The sequence below is a fragment of the Methanocella sp. MCL-LM genome (assembly GCF_049676595.1).
Taxonomy (GTDB): domain Archaea; phylum Halobacteriota; class Methanocellia; order Methanocellales; family Methanocellaceae; genus Methanocella_A.
Genome location: NZ_CP187259.1, coordinates 2,358,228 through 2,378,026, shown reverse-complemented (window position 1 = coordinate 2,378,026; position 19,799 = coordinate 2,358,228). Strand labels below are relative to the sequence as shown.

The window sequence follows — 19,799 nt, the reverse complement described above, 5'->3', positions numbered from 1 at the left end:
GTAGACCGTAAGGTCGTGGACTACGGAGGAATTTAATGGCAAGAAAAGAAACGGTCGAAGCTGTCAAGAAAGCACTTGCAGGTCGGCCAAAAAGGAACTTTTCCGAAAGCGTTGATCTTGCTATCAATCTCAAAAACATAGACATGAGCCAGCCCAAGAACAGGGTTGACGAGGATATCATCCTCCCGAGCGGGCTCGGTAAGACCATCAAGGTCGCCGTGTTCGCCAAGGGTGAGGTCGCCGTCAACGCCGAGAAGGCCGGCGCAGACTATGTCTTCCCACCGGAAGAGATTGACAAGCTGGGTGCTGACAAGCCCCGGGCTAAGAAATTAGCCGGAGAGGTCAACTTCTTCATTGCTGAAACAGCCTACATGCCTACGATCGGTAAGAGGCTCGGTACTGTGCTCGGCCCGAGGGGCAAAATGCCCGCTCCGCTGCCGCCGCAGGCCGATGTCACCGCGCTGATCACCAGGCAGAAAAAGTCGATTAAGGTCAGATCCAAGGACAGGCTCACGTTCCATGCCACCATCGGCACTGAGACGATGACCCCCGAAGAGATCGCCGAGAACATCGACACTATCATCAAGAGGCTCGAGACGAAGCTCGAAAAGGGCAAGCAGAACATCCACGCGATCTACGTCAAGACGACGATGGGTCCCGCTGTGAAGGTGATGTAAACATGCACGCCGAAGCAGAGGTACACCACAGCGTTCACATTCCCCAGTGGAAAAAGGACGAGATCAAGAAGATCGTGGATGGCGTGCACTCCCACAAGGTAGTCGGCATCGTCGACGTACGCGGCGTACCCGCCGACTCGCTGCAGAAGATGCGGCGGAACCTGCAGGGCAAAGTCGAGATGCGCATGGTGCGCAACACTCTCTCGACCATCGCTTTCGACTCGCTCCCCGAGGGCGAGAAGGCAAAGGAACTGGCCAAGTATGTTGATGGCCAGATGGTGATTGTCTACACTAACGACAATCCGTTCAAGCTCTACAAGACCCTGAACGCTACCAAGTCCAAGCGTGCAGCCAAGGGCGGCGACATTGCCCCCGGCGACATAGTGGTTCCCAAGGGACCGACCTCGTTCAAGCCCGGCCCACTTGTTGGAGAATTCCAGCAGGTCGGCATCCCGGCAGGCATCGAGGGTGGCAAAGTAGTCATCAAGGACACGAAGACCGTCGTCAAGAAGGGCGAGAAGATCTCCGCCAAGCTGGCAGAGGCGCTCACCCGGTTAGAGATTACCCCCATGGATGTGGGCCTGAATCTCAAGGCGGCAGTCGAAGGTCACATGCTCTACATGCCCGAAGACCTTGGTATGGACGAGGAAGTACTCCGTGGCATGTTCGCACAGGCCTCGGCACACGCGTTCAACCTGAGCATCGAGGCAGGTATCACCACCAAGGACACCATCGAGCCGCTCATCCAGAAGGCGGTCAGGGAGTCCAAGGCACTCGCAGTGAATGCCCCCATATTCGAGAAGGACGTCATGGACTTAATCATGTCCAAGGCTGAGATGGAGATGCTGGCAGTCGCCAAGATGGTAGCCGGCAAAGAAAACGCACTTGATGAAGAACTCAGTGCAAGAGTGAAATAACTTTAACAAAGAGGTGTCAACAATGGAATACGTATACGCAGCACTTTTACTACACAAGGCTGGTAAGGCCGTGGATGAGGCAGGAGTCGCTTCCGTTCTGAAGGCAGCGGGAGTCGAGGTAAACGAGGCCCGTGTCAAGGCCCTGGTTGCAGCCCTGGAAGGCGTCAACATCGACGAGGCTATCTCCAAGGCAGCATTCGCAGCAGCTCCGGCAGCAGCCGCAGCAGCCCCGGCAGCAGGCGCAGCAGCCGCAGCCCCCGTAGAAGACGAGAAGAAGAAGGAAGAGGAAGAGGCATCCGGCATGGAAGGCCTCGGCGCTCTGTTTGGCTAAAACAGCCAAACTTCCCTTTTTCTTTAATTTTTTTTAAAATAAGCGTTTTATACTATTGTAACATCGCTTGTTTCTCATCTTTCCGCGGCTCAAGAGCCCGAAGTCCGTATTATTCTATCGCAGGCTTTTAAATGCCCGTACAAAGAGCGGTTATATCGCGATAGTTCGTTCATCGAGGGATCCACATTACTCTTGAACAGGTGAAAACAGGCATAGGCGGTCTGGACAATCTCCTCAGCGGAGGCTTCGTCAAGGGCTCGACCATCCTCATATCGGGCAGCTATGGCTCGGGAAAGACTCTGCTGGCACTCCAGTACGCCTTTTACCAGGCCCAGCGGGGCGATAAAGTTCTCTATGTGAGCACCAGCGAGCCTGTCTTTAAAATCCGCCAGTTCGCGGGTAACCTGTCCTTCTTCGACGAATCTCTCGTCCGCACAGGCTACAGTGGCATGCCCGGCAAGAAAGACCGAAACCACTCGGGCTTCGTGGAGTTCGTCGAGTCATCCATGGGCATCGTCACCGGCATCTACTTCAACGACGTCAGCTCGCTGATGGAGGAGATCCGGGACATGGTGAACAGCAAGGGCATACAACACCTGATCATCGACCCTATCACCACTCTTTCCATGCTGTACGATAGCGAGGTAGCCATGCGGAAAGACATCCTGCTGATGAGCGCCTGGCTCACCCGGATGGGCTGTACAGTACTATTGACCGCAGAAGCCTCGGATCAAAAGCTGCTGGACGTGGAAAAGTACCTCGCAGACTGCGTGATCGACCTGCGTTCCCACGAGGAGGCCGACGAGCGGCACTTCAGTATATCCATCGAGAAGCTCCGGGGCAACCGGCAGCTGATGTGCAGCCAGCAGTACATGCCGGGCAGCGAAGGCATAAAAATGTGTTCCGGCGAAAAGGTTGCGATACCGTAGAGATCATCCAAAGTCAGTCCCAAAACCATAAGTGACGCTGCGCACGGTAGCAGGCGCAGCGTTTTACTTTTTCCATCCTCAACAGCTGTTAAGTACCTGCACTCCAATTACCTATCGATGAAGTTCGGCCTGAAAGTTCACCACACGGATGTCGATAGGCTATTGTACCTGCGCCCCGACGCGCTCGAGTTTGCGCTGTTTCACGGTGACCTGGGCGGCGAATGGGTAGATCGTATCGACTTTACAGGCCCTGTCATCGTCCATGCGCCGGAAAAGCATGCCGATGGGACCATCCTCGATGCAGGCGCCGAGGATGAGGTCCAACGGGCCCGGGCTGTGGAAGTGCTCGAGAGGACGATCGATCTCTCGGTCCGGCTAAAAGCGGAAACGCTAATCTGTCACCCTGGCGGCGTGTTCCGGGAGAACAGAGCTGTTTCACCGGAGAGCCTGATTAGAACAATGGCCGGGCTAAAGGCTTACGCGGGAGACCGAGTCGAATTATTACTGGAGAACATGCCGGGCTACTACCGTACCCGGGGCGAGCTCTGGCACCCGTGCCTGCTGGCCAGAGCAGAAGAAATTATGGCAGTGCTAGACCGGACAGGCACTGGCTTATGCCTGGATGTCTGTCACGCGAAGCTTTACTGTACTGTCTATGGCGTAAACTTTCATCAGTATCTCGAGGCACTTCTGCCGTATGCCAGACACCTCCACGTTTCCGACGCCCTCGGTGAAGCCGGCGAAGGCCTGCAGATCGGCGAAGGTGAGATCGACTGGGGGTGGCTAACCTCTGCGACGAAAGCTTTCGATCTAGTCGCAGTGCCCGAGATCGACGACGGCTTCCGGGATGACGGCAAAGGCTTCCGGCTGGCCCTGGACCGTTTAGCCAGCATGGGCTTCTACAGCAGATCTTAGCGCTCACCTGACAACTATTTGAGGTAGGTTTACTATTATACCTTTCAATACACTATACGGGAGCAGTTATACTTATGATTCTGATTACCGGCTGCGGGCCGCTGGGCGCTGGCCTGGTGAAGGCGATGGAAGATCAGCCTGCCAAAGGCGCATGTGATGAGAGCAATCCCGAAGTCCCGAGAGGCTTCATGACCTACGACTTCCAGAAAGAGCAGGATATCGCCCGTATCGTCGATGTGGAGAAGCCGAAGATCATTGTTCTCACCGAAGAGATCGATAACGTGGAGTACTGCGAGCAGAACCGCATGGACGCCATGTACTATAACACCCGGGCGCAGCGGTACTTCTCCGAAGCGGCGCAGAACCTCGGCTCGAGGGTGGTCTTCAGGTCCAGCGCCATGGTCTTCGACGGCCGCAAGCCCGGAGGCATGTACACCGAGGAGGACCACGCAAATCCTCTGAACGTCTACGCGGAGACGAAGCTGATGGGCGAAACGACGGTCGACCGGACTAAGGACTTCCTGATCGTCAGGATGGGCGAAATCTACGGCGATTACCCGGATAACTTCGCGAGTCAGGTAGCGGAAAACCTGAAGTACGGCGAAAAAGTGGAGCTGGCCACAGACATGTATTTCTCCCCGATCCACATCGACGATGCGGTGAGAGCGATCAAGGAGCTTACCCTGAATGCTATGACTGGCTTCTACCATGTGGGAGGGCCCGAAAGGCTGAGCCACTACGAGTTCGGGAAAAAGATCGCAGAGGCTTTCGGGTTCAGCCAGGATCTGATCGTGCCTGTCAGCATGGCAGACCTAAAACTGACCGTGCTGGTCCCCCGGGATACTTCGCTCAGTTCGGCTAAGCTGAACGCGCTGATGAAGGTGCGGGGCGTCGAAGAAGGGCTCTCTGCGATGAAGGCTGCAGCGGATAAAAAATAAGGTGTATTTAGTCGAGCTTTTTCTCGACCTCGCCCATCTTTTTTGTAGCTCTCCCTTCCATTTTCTCGGCTCTGCCCTTAGCTTCCATGCCCGGCCTGCCCATGGCTTCTCCAGCTTCTTCCTTAGTCTTGCCCACCGCTTCCTTGGCAGTGCCCTTTACCTGTTTCTCGATTCCACCCATGTTATCACCATGACTGAACATGAATGTGATGTTTATAACGGTTGACCAAATTATGGTGAAAATAAGGTTCTATCTGGCACAAGATCACGTATGCCGGGAAATCGGCTATATGGACGGCCCCGCTATTGCCGGATGCCGGAGAGCGCTTATGCACTGTGAATGAAAAGTAAAAAAGAAAAAATGGGAGGCCGGGAACTTACAGCTGATACGGGGTGATCAGCACGTAGTTGGCCGTCCCGCCGACCTGGGTGCCCTCGACTTTGAGGGTGTAGGTGCCCGGGTTCGGGTTCTGGTAGTCGATCTGGGTGGAGGGCGCCATAGTGTTCTGGCCTGCGCCCGCGCTTGCTACCTTGTTGCCGCTGGCGTCGTACAGGGCCAGGGTCAGCTTGTTGAAGCCCCAGTTCCACGATAGCCTGGCGTTAACGTCCTGGCCGCCGGTCGTAAGGCTGTAGGAAGCTGCCTGCCCGTTCGTGATCGAGCCGGTCTTCTTGTAGGCTGGCACAATTGCCGGAGTTGCCTCGCCCTTGATCGTCACAGGCTGGTAAGCCCGCTGGGCGTGTACCCTGAGGAGGTAGTAGCCATCCTGGGGGGCGTTGTACTGTATGGCCTCCGAGGTGGTGTACCGCTGCTGGGACTGGGCGACAAGCTTGCCTGCCGGGTCGTAGAGGTACATGTCCAGGTCGTTGGAGGTGCCCTGCCAGGTTACCTTTGCGGTGATCTGGCCTGCCTGGGCCGGCGTTATGTAGGTGTAGTAGTCGCCGCCGTTGTTGACCGTGCCCGTGAATGCGGTGCCGGGTTCAGGCACCGGAGTGGGCACAGGAGTGGAGGTAGGGTTCGGGGTTGGCACCGCTGTGGGTGTCGGGGTTGTCCTGCCTCCGGCCACGTTGAGGGTATACGTCCTGGAACTGCTGACGGTGCTGTCCGAGCCGGACCTTACCGTCACGGTGAACTGGTGGCTGCCAGCCGTCGCCTCTGTGCCCGGGGTCACCAGTACCTGCATTGAGCCCGCTGCGCTTGGGTTGATTACGCCACCAGCGTAGCCCGATATGCGGACCCAGTCTCTGGGAATGCCGTTGACCGACACGCTGTAAGCGTCGCTGGCGCTGCCAGTGTTGACGATCATCATGCCCTGGCTCACCGTGGTGCCCGGGGTGACCTGGAACCTTTCCATGCTACCCATCTGGCCGTTGTAGTAGGCGAACATCGATACCAGTCCGACCGCATAGTTGCCCGGTGCGGGCGTCGGTGTCGGGGTGGGTGTCGGGTTCGGCCCAGGTGTCGGTGTCGGGGTGGGGCTCGGTCCCGGTGTCGGGGTTGGGGTTGGGCTGGGGGTCGGCAACTGGCCGCTGAGTACGTATTTCAGCGCCGCCGTTGCGTCTACCCGGCCATAGCCGTAGTTATTGTTAGGTACGCCGCTGCCCAGGGGCTTTGCCGTCTTGGTCAGCGCGTCTTTCATCTGGGCCGGTGTGAGGTCCGGCTTGGCCTGCAAGAGCAGTGCCGCTACGCCCGAGGTCATCGGAGTGGCCATCGAGGTGCCGCTCATAGCCTGGTAGTACTGTCCGACAGGCTTGGAGGAGGCGACTCCCGTGGCTTTGGCTGCGACGAGGCCGACGCCCATGTTGGTGACGTCCGGCTTGGTCCTGCCGTCGTAGGTCGGGCCTCTGGAGCTGAACGAAGCGATCTGGTCGTTGCGGTCCGTTGCGCCGACCGTGATTGCGTACGGGCTGTCGCCGGGGCACGCTACTGTCTTGGCGTTGGGGCCGCTGTTGCCCGCTGCCACAATGACTGTGACGCCTGCGTCTACTGCTCTCTTGATGGCGTCATCGCTGGCCTGGGAGTGGCTGGAGCTGCCGAGGGACATGGAGATGATGTCGGCGTTGTTCTGGACTGCCCAGTCGATACCCTTGAGGATGTTGGAGTTGCTGCCGGAGCCGTCCTTGCCGAGCACTTTGATGCCCATGACGCTGGCTTCGGGAGCTACGCCCTTGTACTTGCCGCTGTCTGCGGCCCCCGTGCCTGCAATGGTGCCGGCTACGTGGGTGCCGTGGCCGTGATCATCGTAAGGCGTCGTCTTGCCCTGGGTGTAGTCTACCCAGCCGACGATCTTGTTGCCGTTCAGGTCGGGGTGACTGCCGTCGATGCCCGTGTCGATGACGGCTACTTTGACGCCTTTGCCGGTGTACCCGGAGTTCCAGGCCTGGTCAGCGCCGATCTGCGGTACTGCCTTGTCCAGGAGGACGTGAACCTGCTGATCCTTCTCGACATACTTGACGTTCTCCATCGCTTTGAGCTCGTCTACCTTACTGTCAGGGATGGTTACAGCCATGCCGTTGATGATACTGTACCTGTGAATGATCCTGCCATTGTAGGAGTTGATGAGGCTCGTAAACTTTTCATCGGCGACAGAGGCCGTTCCCGGCTTGTCCTCGAAGGCTACGATATAAGTAGAGTAGCCATCGGGCCCGGTAGGTTGTGAGCTCTTCAGGGGTGGGACTGCGGCGATTGCCACTGCAGTGAGTGACACAAGCATTATGAGAATCGCTGCAATGCCCAGCACGGTTTTTAGCTTAATGTTTTTCCCTCCAGATTGTTCAAGGCGTTGCCTGTACACCTTTAGCAACGTGATACCGAACAATTATTATTTTTGCTATAAATACTTTATAGTTAAATTTTGAAAAATTTGCACTTTTTCAACAAGAGTATTACAGAATTTATACAATGTATTTTCGGGCATTCGCCGAATACGCTCTTCAGGCAGTGAAAATGCTCATCCGGACACTGGCGCAGATTGTTTTACGCACAGTGGCCCAGATTGTGGCTGATATTGTCATTGCTCCGATAGGGGGCTGAATTTTTTAAATACTTTCCTTGTAAGGGGATAAATTGGGATAATTTCAGGTATTTAGATATATTTGACACTGTCTGCCGTTATTCAGCAAGTTCACGGATGGGGACGCACTTCTACTTCCCATTTTGCAATTATAATAAAAAGAACACTAAGCTTAAATATTCGTAAGCGTATACTAAGCTTGGGATTTGGATTGGATCAGTTGACTTAAGCTCAATTTGATCGACATACGCGTAGCTTTCGAGCTCTGTCTAACTTTGACGGATGAATAGCTCTGGCTATCGCCTGCCTTTCCTGTCGGGGTTGTGACTGCAGCCCATTAAAATCGTCCGATATCTAACCGGGACGGCCAGGGACTATAAGGCATAATACAAAAACGTCGGGTTCACGAGCGCCTGCGAGCGAGGGTCGCGCGCTTTCAGACCACGAACGGCTTGCCGTGAAGCCCGAGGGATAAAACCTACATCAATGGGGATGGGATATTATGCAATCTATTGTGCAGGAAGCACTCAAATACACTGAAATGGAACGCGAGTACAGGAACGAAAAGGGAGAAAACACCGCAGGTGCAGACTTTGAAGACTTCGGTCTCCCGCAGATCAAGATCGTCGGCTGTGGTGGCGCAGGTAACAACACCATCAACAGGCTGTACAACATCGGCGTAGACGGCGCAGAAACGATCGCAGTCAACACCGACAAGCAGCACCTCGACGTCATCAAGGCAGACAAAAAAATCCTGGTAGGCAAGTCTCTCACCAGGGGTCTCGGCGCAGGCGGTTTCCCCGAAATCGGTAAGAGAGCCGCAGAACTCGCAAGAAGCACCCTACAGGAAGTCCTGAAGGACACTGACCTCGTATTCATCACGGCAGGCATGGGAGGCGGAACGGGTACCGGCACGGCACCCATCGTCGCACAGGTCGCCAAAGAACAGGGCGCAATCGTCGTAGGCATGGTTTCCACGCCGTTCAAGGTAGAGCGCGCCAGGATGGTCAAGGCAGAAGAGGGTATCGCCGACCTCAGGGCAGCAGCAGACACAGTCATCGTGCTGGACAACAACAGGCTGCTCGAAATGGTGCCGAACCTCCCGCTGGAGCAGGCCTTCTCCGTCATGGACCAGCTGATCTCTCAGACCGTCAAAGGTATCTCTGAAACGATCACGAGGCCTTCGCTCATCAACCTCGACTTCGCCGATGTTAAGGCCATCATGAACGCCGGCGGCATCGCAGTCATGCTCGTGGGCGAGACCAAGAGCCAGGACAAGTCCGAGAACGTAGTAAGGGAAGCACTCAACCACCCGCTGCTGGACGTAGATTACCGCGGCGCAACCGGCGCTCTGGTGCACATCACCGGCGGCCCGGACCTCACCCTGCGTGAGGCAGAGAACATCGCAGAGTCGCTCACTTACGAGATGGATTCCCACGCCAATGTAATCTGGGGCGCCAGAATCCAGAAGGACTACGAAGGCAAGGTCAGAGTGCTCGCCATCATGACCGGCATTCAGTCGCCGCAGGTCATGGGCAAGAGCGGCCAGAGGGCTGGCGCATCCGAGATGTCGGACGACACCAACCGCTACAGAAGGTCTCCGGGCACCACCGGCGGCCGCAAGGCCGGCAAGCCTCTCGATACCATCATCGATATTGTCGAATAAATTCGACGATAAAGAAGTGCGCCGGTGCGCACTTCCCCTTTTTTACAACAATTCTTAAGCCCTTATATACCGTTTTTTCGCCTCATCGTCTGTAAACGACTTTCTATAAACCCGTCGTACATTGCTCTATGAGCCATGGCCACGATGAAACTCCGGAACAGATAGAGCATATCTTCAAATGCTACTGCGAAACCGGTCTGACTCTTGCTGCGCTCGCCGTCGTCCGGCGAGGCGGAGCGGCCACTGCAGCCGAAGCCTGCGACAACATCGCCACGTTCACTGCCGGGATTATGATCACCGACGAGAAAAAGCTGGCCCGGGAGATGGATGATCTCACACGCCAGGGCTACCTGGAGCAAAAAGACGGCCGTTACCACATTACTCCCGCAGGGAAAAATCTGATGTTCACGATGCTGAAGCAGTGGAACAAGTACGTGGACGCGATGAACAACCTGTGGGGTTGCTACTATGGGGCCTGATGGCCACAGGGCAAAGGCGCATAAATCATTCCGGCCTTTCAGGCCGCCTTTCTTGAAATAAAGTCATTTGGGGGCTCTGAAAGCGATAAATCTATAATCTATGATTACGCAATAACCATCTATATGTCATTCCTGGGTGGGGACAAGGGCAGTGAAAAGGTTGAGCTGAACCCGAAGTACGTGGGCAAGCTCATCGAGACAAGGCTCTACGCTATCAACGAGAAAAAGCACTACGATGGCGTCGTCCTGACATTTTATTGTCCTCGGTGCGGCCACAATAATACTCTTGTCAAGCCTCTGCTACTTCACAACCTGACGATGGACTCTTTCATGCAGGCTGTCTCCAGCTACCGGTTCGAGACTCACGCCTGCGTATGCGGTACCAGGCTGACTTCCAATAATCTTATCATCGCCCAGTATAGCCATTTCTTCCCGGAGACACAGCTGGATTTCCAGGCGGAAGTGACGGCCGGAAGCGAGTTCGTGTCTTTCTACCGGATGGATATTTCGGGCGACCGGGAACTGATCAGGCAGACCCCGGACTTCAAGTACATGTACGACACCTTCGGGCGGGTCCTGAGCATCAAGGAGTGCTGGAAGCACATGCTCAGCTCGGCGCTCCAGACCCGGAGCATTAAGCTCTACAACGTGGAAAAGGGCTACACGATCATCGCCATACCGGTCGACAGCCCCCGCGCCCGGGTGAACATGCGGGAGATTGCGGGACCTGTCTGGCCAGGGGAATCAGGCCAGGTAATCCGCTTTACTGATATGGCCAGAGAAGAGGGGCTGAAGCTGGAGGATACGTTCCAGGATTGGATGCCGGACTACGCAGGCGAGATCAACGCCGGCCACATCGATGCGGCCGCTATCATTGATTTAGCCAGGGTGCTGGCGCTGATCAAGAAGATGCTTACCCGGGATGCTGTCGAATTCACGGTCCAGGGTGATACAGTCACTATTGCCAGCAAGCCTTTCAAGGCCGTGCTCTCGGTCAAAGACCTCGCCAGGGAAGCGGTTTATACCGGCAAGAGTTTCCACGACGTCATCGATGCGAAGATCGAGGCGGCGCTGACCCGGATCCACCAGGCAGAGAGTGTCCTCAAAGATATCCGGAAGGACATGCCTACCTACCAGTACCACGTAGACGGGGACTTCCTGGAGATCACCAATCCGTACAACGGCCTTTCCGAGCGGATCAACATTTACGCCCCGCTGCCCAAGGGCGGCACAAAAATCATCATCTCACGGCTGCGCGAGGCGCTCTGCAAGAACGAGCGCTTCCACCCGGTCTGCAAGTGCGGCCGGGACTGCTTCGTCTACAAGTCGATCGAGCCGGCCTCGTGGTTCAAGACCACGCCTAACTCGTTCAACTACGTGTTCGACGAGCGTGAGAACGCGGCTATCCTATACTACATTTCCTGCACAGAGCACACGAACCCTGTCATGCGCACTGATCTGGCCTCCTGGCTGGTCGAGCGTGACGCCCTGGACGACCTGTTCGAAGAGGAGCTCGATGTTCTGAGGCTGAACATAGAGGCCCACGCAGGCAAGTTTGGGGACGACATCATCGTGGGAGTGCTGAGCAAGCACGCCTGCGACATCATGACCCACCCGGCCTTCATCAAAGCGCTGCTGGACGAGCTGAAAGCCCGGCTGGGCGACCGTGTCATCGCATATGCGCCCTACAAGGAAATGGTGCTCATCTACAAAGAGGACGCGAAGGTCGAAAATCTTAACAGCGCCCTGTTCGAAATCCAGTCGATCGCAGACGGGAAAGACCTTAGCCTGACCCCGCTGGACTACATCGAGCTCTTCGAGCTGACCCACGGCCACGGCATCATCAATCTCATTAATCTGCCGCCGAAGCCGGAACAGACGGCACAGAGCTTAATCAGCGAACCGGTTTCCGGCATGCAGAAGACCCCCGGGGATGCAGGCGGAAACTCTTAAGCTGCGCTTCTTCTTTTACCGCTCGCTTCAATAGCATATCTTTATATGCTACGATGTGTTATAGGATAGCATACGACACAGTTAGTGATACTGGGGTTAGTTTATGGAATACTGGCAGCCGAAAATCGAAACAATGCCACGCAAGGATTTACAAGAGTTACAGCTGAAGCGGCTTAAAAAGACCGCAAAGGCAGTCTACAACAACGTTCCAACTTATAGGCAGCGCTTTGCCGACGCCGGCGTGAAGCCGGAGATGATCAAGAGCCTCGACGATCTGGCCAGGCTACCTTTCACCTATAAAAAAGATCTTCGTGAAAACTATCCTTTCGGCCTGTTCGCGGTGCCGATGAGTCAGATCAACCGTATTCACGCTTCTTCGGGCACCAGCGGCAAGTCCACCGTGGTCGGGTACACTAAGAAAGACCTCGAGGTATGGGCCGACCTGATGGCCCGGTGCTTCTACATGGTCGGCGTCCGCCCCGGGGACACTTTCCAGAACGCCGCAAACTACGGCCTGTTCACCGGAGGCCTGGGCATCCACGCCGGCGCGGAGAGGCTGGGCTGCTCGGTGGTACCAAGCGGCACCGGAAGCACGCACAAGCAGATCGAGATGATCCGGGACTTCGGGGTCAAAGCCATGCACTGCACCCCTTCGTATGCCCTGTACATAGCGGAGACCTGCAAGCAGATGGGTATCGAGCCAGGCACCCTGCCTCTGAGGATCGGGCTGTTCGGTGCAGAGCCCTGGTCGGCCAACACCCGCAGGGAGCTGGAAAAGGCCTTCGGCATTAAGGCTTACGACTCCTACGGCCTCTCCGAGATGATGGGTCCGGGCGTCGCCTTCGAATGCAAGGAACAAAATGGCCTGCACATCTGGGAAGATGCCTTCATCGTGGAAGTCCTGGACAAGAACGGCGAACAGTGTGCCCCTGGCGAGAAGGGCGAACTGGTCTTGACGACTCTGTGCAAAGAGGCACTGCCCCTGATCCGGTACAGGACCGGCGACATCACCACGATCATGGAAGACGAGTGCACCTGCGGCAGGACTGCTGTGAAAATTTCCAAGTTCTTCGGCAGAGTCGACGATATGCTGATCATCCGGGGCCTGAACGTGTTCCCCAGCCAGATCGAGCACATCCTCATGGACATGCCAGAGGTAGGCGAATACTTCCAGGTAGTCCTGGAGAGAGTCAACCACATGGACGAAATGACCGTGAAAGTCGAGATGAGCGACAAAGCCTTCTCTGGAGAGCTGGGCGATCTGCAAAAAGTCACCGGCTCCGTAGCCAGGAAGCTGAAGGAGACGCTCAACCTGCGGACGAAGGTTGTCTTAGTAGATCGCGGTACGCTGCCGAGGGTCGAAGGCAAGAGCAAGAAAGTGGTAGACCTTAGAACCAGCATATAATGCCTGCTCAACCGAGATACGGACAACCACGTAACACGTTTATAAATATCAGGCAATCATTCTATTAAAGAGAGGTTCATAAATGGCGTCAACGCTGGATTTCTGGGACTCCCGTATCGAGAGGGCTCCGCTTGAAGAGCTGCGGGAACTACAGCTCAGGAAATTAAAATCGCTGGTAGACAACGTATACAGGAACTCCGCTTTTTACCGGCAGAGGTTCGACGAGGCAGGCGTGAAGCCTGAGATGATCAAGAGCCTCGACGACATCGTCAAGTTACCCTTCACCTACAAAAAAGACCTGCGTGACAACTACCCGACGAAGATGTTCTCGGCCCCGCTGAGCCAGGTCGTCAGGTACCACGCCTCGTCCGGCACCACCGGCAAACCGACCGTCGTCGGCTACACCCGTGGCGACATCGAATGCTGGAGCACATCCCTGGCCAGGGCTTTCACCTCGTGCGGCCTGGGCCACGGCGATGTCTTAATCGTCAGTTACGGCTACGGCCTGTTCACGGGCGGCCTGGGCGCTCACTACGGCGCAGAGGAAGTCGGCGCCAGCGTCATCCCGATGGGCGTGGGCAACACCCAGCGCCAGATCGAGCTGATGCAGGACCTGCACGCCACAGCGATTGCCTGCACTCCCTCTTACCTGCTGCACATGAACGAGACCGCGAAGTCGATGGGCATCAGCATCAAGAAGGACACCGACCTCAGGATGGCCTTCCTCGGCGCTGAGCCCTGGTCGCTGGAAACCCGGGGCAGGATCGAGAAGGCTCTGGGCATCAAAGCCTACGACATCTACGGTACCTCCGAGCTTTCCGGCCCGCTGTTCACCGAGTGCAAATGCCAGGACGGCATCCACGTCTGGGCAGATCACTTCCTGCTCGAAGTCATCGACAAGAACGGTGACCCGGTGCCCGAGGGCAAGAAAGGCGAGTTAGTCGTGACCACGCTCTCCAAAGAAGCGCTGCCGCTCATCCGCTACCGGGTCGGAGATACGACTATACTCAACAACGAGGTATGCGAGTGTGGCCGCACCCATCCGAGGATCATGCGCATTATGGGCCGCACTGACGACATGCTGATCATCCGGGGCATCAACGTCTTCCCCAGCCAGATAGAGTCTGTGCTCATGACTATCCCCGAGGTAGGCGAGCACTTCCAGATCATCGCAGACAGGAAAGGCGAGCTGGACGAGCTCACGGTCAGGGTAGAAGTCACCAGGACCGCTTTCAGCGACAAGCTGGCAGACCTCATGAAGCTGGAGCAGAAGGTCGGGTACGAGCTGCAGAAAGTGCTCAACATCTCCACAAAAGTCGAACTTGTAGAAACGGGCACGCTGCCGAGATCGCAGGGCAAATCCCAGAAGGTCATCGACAGAAGAAAGATATAATATTTACAAATAGGAGTATCTATTATGAAGGGGACGATCAAGCAGATATCTCTCTTTGCAGAGAACAAGCCGGGCAGGCTGGCGAAGATCGCAGAATCGCTGAGCAAGGCTGAGATCAACATCCGGGCGTTCACCATCGCAGAGGCCGGCGACTTCGGAGTCATCCGGATGGTCGTCGACGACCCTGACAAAGCTTATAAAAACCTTCAGGGGCAGGGCTTCGCCGTGTCCGAAACCGACGTCATCGCCGTAGAGATGAAAGACATCCCCGGCGGCCTGCACGAGATCGCCGACTCGCTCGGCAGCGGCGGCGTCAACATCGACTACGCCTACGCCTTCGTCACCAGATCAGATCTGGCACTGCTGATTTTAAGAGTTGATGACATACCCGCAGCACAGCGTGTGCTCAAGGCGGCAAAAGTACGCCTGGTCTCCGACGAAGAGATCAGCAAAATATAATGCCGCCTTATGCGGCCCTTCTTTTTTAGACTAAGCAATACTAACGCTGCGCTGTGCCAGATCACAGATTAGGACAGATGCCACAGATTGCAGAGATTTCTTTTAAAATAAGAAGTACAGCGAACCATTTCCTTTTTTGTTATCGATTAGCATCTGTGCAATCTGTTATATCTGTCAGAATCATCAGATTCTGCGTAATCTGTGATCTGGCACAGCGCAGCGTTCGTGTACGTTCACGAGCACAGAGATACCACTTCTAATGTTTTCCGAGAAATCTGTATCAAGCACAGCGCAGCGTTCGTGTACGTTCACGAGCACAGAGATACCACTTCTAATGTTTTCCGAGAAATCTGTATCAAGCACAGCGCAGCGTTCGTCTGCATTCACGGGCTCAGATGTAACATTTTCCCGACTATAAGATGCCTTCACTGCACTTGACAATCAGCTTTCTATGACCATCGTTCAACATTACAGGCAACCGGTGGTCTCTGACGATGTCGCCAAGGCATGGAGTTTCGATAGTGAAGGCGGCCAGGTAAGCGGTCTGATCGGACTCTATGGATACTGCAAATATTCCGGTTTCCCCGTACTTTGCCCACAAGAACTGGGCATCGTCAGCAGTCTCAGGGAATCCTTCGCACAGGACCATTATGCCCGGCTCGCCTGCTACGAACGTAGCCCTGACACCGTTGCTCTTCAGGACCTTTTCAGCCATTGTGCAGGATTCAATATACGTTACCAGGTACCTGTACAGGATGTCCCTCTCGGCACTGACAAGCGCCGTCATATCCGATTGTCCTCCGGTATGGAACTGGCGTAAGGCCCCGTACTTCTTTCCGATGGAGAGGTAGAGCGGAAGATCGCCTTGCCGGTATTCTGCCAGGCGAGCTAGAAATTCTACCTTGTCTGCATCGATTTCCTCGTGGGACATGAAGTACTGCCGATCGGTATCTTCCCTGATGCGGAACCTGATCGTCTCTTCCAGGTTCGGGGCCAGAATGCCACCGTCTGGCAGGTCCCATACACCGCATCTCGACAGCCCTTTGCCGCTGATTGCAGTATCTCTTAGGCACGCTTTCAGCCGGTCGGTGGTGATAAACCCGTCCGGGTCGGGAAAGATGCTGCACACCGCAGGCTTAAAAGAGTGGACTATACAGCGGTCGTCCTTCAGGAAGGGGCACTCGCCTGCCAGCCCCCTCAAAAACATGCCTCTACGGCCATCGTGGGTTGTTATAACGCAGTATTCCCGCAGAGCCTCGTCAATAGTGATCCCCAGGCCCTGGGCGAGCATGACCAGATCGCTCGAGGTGACCGGATATAGCGCGTGTTTACGGCAGCAGTCGCCGCACTGCTTGCAGACAAATTCTATAGTTTGTGGCGAGGCCATGACAGTCCGGCATATTGGGCAGGGATGATATAAAGTTTCCTGAAAAACGCTGCCGATCATCAAACGCCCGGCTCTGGTGATATTATTGTCGAAGCCAGAGCCGTAGCTGATACTGATAATCTATCTTAGGTAGTACGATGCTGGCTTTAGCGTAGTATAAGCATGAGCCGAAGGCTCAGGTAATTAGACTTATTTCCGCCGCCTTCGGCGGCTTCCACCGACATTTCGGTGGCTTGCTGTTATTGGTCCGAAGGACCAATAACAGCTACAACGTATTGAGATGAGGGTGGTACCGTGAGAAAAGCAATAGTCATCACTATGTCACTTGTGATAGCCGGGCTGATGATCGCGTCGGCAAGCGCGATCTCGTTTCCGTCAGCGCTGTCATCGATGAGCCTGCCGCAGCTGAGCTCACCCGTAATGTCCTCGAACCTGGGTTCCGCGAGCCTGCCCGTGACTAACACGCAGGTGTCGACTCCTTCGACTCCGTTCGGCAGTAGTAGCTGGGGCTTGAATAACATGCAGTTCTTCCAGCCTTCCCGGGCGACCTCTCAGTCCCCGGGCAGCAGCGGGCTGGGTATTCCTGCGTCAGACATGGTGCCCATCATGCAACTGATGTCACAGCTTCCTTCTCCTGAGCAGGTGCAGCAGGCTGCTAACCCGACGCCCACGCCTACTCCGGTGAATACGTTTACCAGCGTTTCCCAGGACGTACCCGCTGATCAGGTAATCTTCATCGAGATCTCGAAGAACATCGTATTCGTAGACGCTTCCAGCCAGGGCTTCAAAGTTCCGAACGTCACGATGAACTACCAGTTCGACGACAAGAACAAGAAGCTACTCCTGAAGAATAAGGGCGGCGTGGACGTTAACGGCGCTAAGATCATCGTCGGCTACACCAGGCAGGATGACCGGGACAGTACGTACCTGTTCGATTACAACGTCGGCAGCGTCCCGTACGATAACATTCCGATCGTCTTCACAGGTGCTGACGGCCGGATCTCCATTATGCTCAACGGCACGCAGAAAGACCTGATGCCAGGAGAGAAAGCTGAGCTTACGACACAGGGCAATAATCTGATGACTACACTCACTGTGTCTAACTTCGGCCTGGTCCCGAAGTCGAATATTGAGCTGAAAGATAAGCTGTAAGACCATAGGGCTGTCAAAGGCCCTATTTTACCTTTTTTATTACATAACCTTTATAACCCAGTATCTTCAACCTCTGACATATAATCGATTGGGGGTATATCAATCAGAAACAAGGCTATCGTACCAACTATCACTGTATGTCTCTTGCTTTTTATCCCGGCGCTCGCAACCAGCGGGTGCATATGCTGTGCTATGCCGGGATCAGGATGGCAGGATAATACACCTACGCCTGTCCAGACAGCTACTTCAAAGGCTACTGTTATTCCATCGGCAACTGCTGCTCCGGCCACATCTACACCGATAATTACGCCAACACCTGTCATCGCTAATACTCCTGCCCAAAAGCCGACACCTGTTCCAGAAATCTCCCGGCTCCCGACGGGCACGTACATTGCCAGAAGTGTCAGCAGCGGCGAAGGTGAGCTTTCCATAGAGAATGGCTTGAGCGAGGACGCGGTCGTCCTGCTGGCCGCAGAGGCCTTTCCCGTGAAGGCTCTCATCGGCGTATACATCAGGGCAGGAGACAGCTTCACTGTCACAGGAATCCCGGATGGCAACTACATCGTCTACGACCGGATAGGGATGGACTGGGACGTCAACGCTAACAAGTTCACCCGCTCGGAGACCAGCGAGCGTTTCGAGGACCTGCTGAGCTATGAGACGACCAGTGATTACATTACTACGTACGAGCTGACCTTGCATAAAGTCGAAGGCGGCAACGCAGAAACTGATGATGTCAGCGACTCTGATATGCCGGCTATCTGAAAACAAGCCGCTGCCCGGACGTTTCTCCCGGCAGCTTTTTATCTTTAATATTTCCGCTCGTCTATGAGCCGTCTGGTCTTCTTTTCCTGCCGGGGCAACGTTCCCACAGGCACGAACTCCAGTTCAGGCTTAAGGCCCATAAGGACTGAGGTGAGCTCTCTGGTGAGCATGACCGCCATCTCTCTTGTCGGCTTATCTGTCTCTACTTTTATGTACAGCGAATCCATGGAGCCGGCATCGTTGCGCCTGGCATAGGCATACCATTCGTTGTTGATGTCCGGGTGCTTCATGAGCACTGACTCGATCTGCCCGGGGAAGACATTGACGCCTCTGACGATGACCATGTCATCCGTCCGGCCGTGCACCCGGTCGATCAGCCTGTGGGTCATGCCACAGGAGCACTCGCCGATCAGCTTGCTCAGGTCCCTGGTCCGGTACCTGATTAGGGGCATCCCTTCCTTGGTGAGCGGGGTAAGCACAACTTCGCCTCTCTCGCCTTCGTCGCAGGGCTCGCCGTTCTTGTCCAGGATCTCCAGGATAAAGTGGTCTTCCCAGATGTGGATGCCCTCATGCTGCTTACAGTCGATGCCCACGCCGGGGCCGCACATCTCGGACAGGCCGTAGATGTCGAACGCGTCGAAGCCGAAGGTGTTCTCGATCGTCTTCCGCATCGCGTTGGACCAGTGCTCGGCACCAAAGACTCCTATGCGCAAGCCCAGGTCCCTCGGGTCCATGTTCATCTCCTGGCAGACCTCTGCAATCCGCAGCGAATAAGTAACTGTGCCGCCGAGGACCGTCGTCCCGAAGTCCTTCATCATCTCGATCTGTTTACGGGTATCGCCGGGGCCGATAGGTATGACCATGCAGCCCAGCTCTTCCCCGCCGTAGTGGAAGCCCAGGCCACCTGTGAACAGACCATAGCCTGGAGTCACTTGCATGACGTCCTCTTTTGTTACGCCAGTGACTTCCAGGCACCGGGCGAACATGCTGGCCCAGGTCTGAACGTCGTTCTTGGTGTAAAAGACGGCAGTAGGCTTGCCGGTAGTGCCGGACGAGGCGTGCATCCGTACAATCTCGCTTCTTGGCACTGAAAGGAGGCCATATGGGTAATTATCGCGAATGTCCGACTTATCCGTCATCGGAAGCTTGCGAATATCTTCGATGCCCCTGATGTCCGACGGCTTGAGGCCTATCTCGTCGAACTTCCGCCTGTAAAAAGTATTGTTGTCGTAGACCCGCCTGACCACTGCCCGCAGTCTTCTCGACTGAAGCTCTTCCAGATCCTTGCGAGGCATCCGGAGGCTATCCGATACAGCATAAGCAGAATGACCGGTTACATTTGATAGGTACGAGCTCACGACAGGCCTCCAATGTATATGATTGTACAATATTGTATATCTATATCTATTAATACCTTTCGAG

Annotated in this window: 19 protein-coding genes; 14 read left to right on the top strand and 5 right to left on the bottom strand. The window is 55.4% G+C overall.

The window, feature by feature from the left end; translation table 11 throughout:
• The first annotated feature begins 35 nt into the window (after positions 1 to 35).
• The 6 genes from ACPLPM_RS12270 (at position 36) to ACPLPM_RS12245 (ending at position 4,707) form a co-directional block, all read left to right on the top strand.
• A complete protein-coding gene (locus tag ACPLPM_RS12270) occupies positions 36 to 677 on the top strand; it encodes a 50S ribosomal protein L1 (RefSeq protein WP_424357061.1) in 642 nt (213 codons plus the stop codon).
• Between the two features lie 2 nt (positions 678 to 679).
• Positions 680 to 1,594: a 50S ribosomal protein L10 gene (locus ACPLPM_RS12265; protein ID WP_424357060.1), complete on the top strand. Its 915-nt coding sequence runs from the start codon at positions 680 to 682 to the stop codon at positions 1,592 to 1,594.
• A gap of 22 nt (positions 1,595 to 1,616) precedes the next feature.
• Complete coding sequence (gene rpl12p, locus ACPLPM_RS12260; RefSeq protein WP_424357059.1) at positions 1,617 to 1,925, top strand: 50S ribosomal protein P1; 309 nt, start codon at positions 1,617 to 1,619, stop codon at positions 1,923 to 1,925.
• A 200-nt stretch (positions 1,926 to 2,125) separates the two neighbouring features.
• Positions 2,126 to 2,854, top strand: a complete 729-nt coding sequence (locus ACPLPM_RS12255; RefSeq protein WP_424357058.1) for an RAD55 family ATPase — start codon at positions 2,126 to 2,128, stop codon at positions 2,852 to 2,854.
• A 117-nt stretch (positions 2,855 to 2,971) separates the two neighbouring features.
• Positions 2,972 to 3,769 carry a sugar phosphate isomerase/epimerase family protein gene (locus ACPLPM_RS12250; protein WP_424357057.1) on the top strand — a complete coding sequence of 266 codons (798 nt, stop codon included), beginning with the start codon at positions 2,972 to 2,974 and terminating at the stop codon, positions 3,767 to 3,769.
• 74 nt (positions 3,770 to 3,843) lie between these two features.
• On the top strand, positions 3,844 to 4,707 hold the full coding sequence (locus ACPLPM_RS12245) for an SDR family oxidoreductase (RefSeq protein WP_424357056.1): 864 nt from the start codon (positions 3,844 to 3,846) through the stop codon (positions 4,705 to 4,707).
• A 7-nt stretch (positions 4,708 to 4,714) separates the two neighbouring features.
• Here the strand turns inward: ACPLPM_RS12245 and ACPLPM_RS12240 are convergent, their stop codons facing one another.
• Positions 4,715 to 4,888, bottom strand: a complete 174-nt coding sequence (locus tag ACPLPM_RS12240; RefSeq protein ID WP_424357055.1) for a CsbD family protein — start codon at positions 4,886 to 4,888, stop codon at positions 4,715 to 4,717.
• Positions 4,889 to 5,084: 196 nt separating this feature from the next.
• Positions 5,085 to 7,418 (bottom strand): S8 family serine peptidase, encoded by a 2,334-nt coding sequence (locus tag ACPLPM_RS12235; protein WP_424357054.1) that lies wholly within the window; start codon positions 7,416 to 7,418, stop codon positions 5,085 to 5,087.
• Between the two features lie 802 nt (positions 7,419 to 8,220).
• Here ACPLPM_RS12235 and ftsZ point away from each other — a divergent pair.
• The 6 genes from ftsZ (at position 8,221) to ACPLPM_RS12205 (ending at position 15,073) form a co-directional block, all read left to right on the top strand.
• The gene (gene ftsZ / locus ACPLPM_RS12230; protein WP_424357053.1) at positions 8,221 to 9,384 is read left to right on the top strand and encodes a cell division protein FtsZ; all 1,164 of its coding nucleotides are present in this window, start codon (positions 8,221 to 8,223) and stop codon (positions 9,382 to 9,384) included.
• 128 nt (positions 9,385 to 9,512) lie between these two features.
• A complete protein-coding gene (locus ACPLPM_RS12225; protein WP_424357052.1) occupies positions 9,513 to 9,863 on the top strand; it encodes a hypothetical protein in 351 nt (116 codons plus the stop codon).
• A 123-nt stretch (positions 9,864 to 9,986) separates the two neighbouring features.
• Positions 9,987 to 11,816, top strand: coding sequence for a hypothetical protein (locus tag ACPLPM_RS12220; RefSeq protein ID WP_424357051.1), 1,830 nt, complete (start codon positions 9,987 to 9,989; stop codon positions 11,814 to 11,816).
• 103 nt (positions 11,817 to 11,919) lie between these two features.
• Entirely contained in the window at positions 11,920 to 13,221 is a 1,302-nt protein-coding gene (locus ACPLPM_RS12215; protein ID WP_424357050.1) for a phenylacetate--CoA ligase family protein, read from the top strand.
• An 82-nt stretch (positions 13,222 to 13,303) separates the two neighbouring features.
• Positions 13,304 to 14,614 (top strand): phenylacetate--CoA ligase family protein, encoded by a 1,311-nt coding sequence (locus ACPLPM_RS12210; RefSeq protein ID WP_424357049.1) that lies wholly within the window; start codon positions 13,304 to 13,306, stop codon positions 14,612 to 14,614.
• Between the two features lie 24 nt (positions 14,615 to 14,638).
• Complete coding sequence (locus tag ACPLPM_RS12205; RefSeq protein WP_424357048.1) at positions 14,639 to 15,073, top strand: ACT domain-containing protein; 435 nt, start codon at positions 14,639 to 14,641, stop codon at positions 15,071 to 15,073.
• Between the two features lie 412 nt (positions 15,074 to 15,485).
• Here the strand turns inward: ACPLPM_RS12205 and ACPLPM_RS12200 are convergent, their stop codons facing one another.
• Complete coding sequence (locus ACPLPM_RS12200) at positions 15,486 to 16,460, bottom strand: YkgJ family cysteine cluster protein (protein WP_424357047.1); 975 nt, start codon at positions 16,458 to 16,460, stop codon at positions 15,486 to 15,488.
• A 294-nt stretch (positions 16,461 to 16,754) separates the two neighbouring features.
• Between ACPLPM_RS12200 and ACPLPM_RS12195 the strand changes: the two genes are divergently transcribed.
• Positions 16,755 to 17,612 (top strand): hypothetical protein, encoded by an 858-nt coding sequence (locus ACPLPM_RS12195; RefSeq protein WP_424357046.1) that lies wholly within the window; start codon positions 16,755 to 16,757, stop codon positions 17,610 to 17,612.
• 50 nt (positions 17,613 to 17,662) lie between these two features.
• Here ACPLPM_RS12195 and ACPLPM_RS12190 read toward each other — a convergent pair whose 3' ends face one another.
• Complete coding sequence (locus ACPLPM_RS12190; protein WP_424357045.1) at positions 17,663 to 17,935, bottom strand: hypothetical protein; 273 nt, start codon at positions 17,933 to 17,935, stop codon at positions 17,663 to 17,665.
• Positions 17,936 to 18,053: 118 nt separating this feature from the next.
• Here ACPLPM_RS12190 and ACPLPM_RS12185 point away from each other — a divergent pair, with 118 nt between their 5' ends.
• A complete protein-coding gene (locus ACPLPM_RS12185) occupies positions 18,054 to 18,377 on the top strand; it encodes a hypothetical protein (protein ID WP_424357044.1) in 324 nt (107 codons plus the stop codon).
• Between the two features lie 44 nt (positions 18,378 to 18,421).
• On the opposite strand, the gene ACPLPM_RS12180 is transcribed toward ACPLPM_RS12185, so the two are convergent.
• Positions 18,422 to 19,672 carry a phenylacetate--CoA ligase family protein gene (locus ACPLPM_RS12180; protein ID WP_424357043.1) on the bottom strand — a complete coding sequence of 417 codons (1,251 nt, stop codon included), beginning with the start codon at positions 19,670 to 19,672 and terminating at the stop codon, positions 18,422 to 18,424.
• Positions 19,673 to 19,799: the final 127 nt, after the last annotated feature.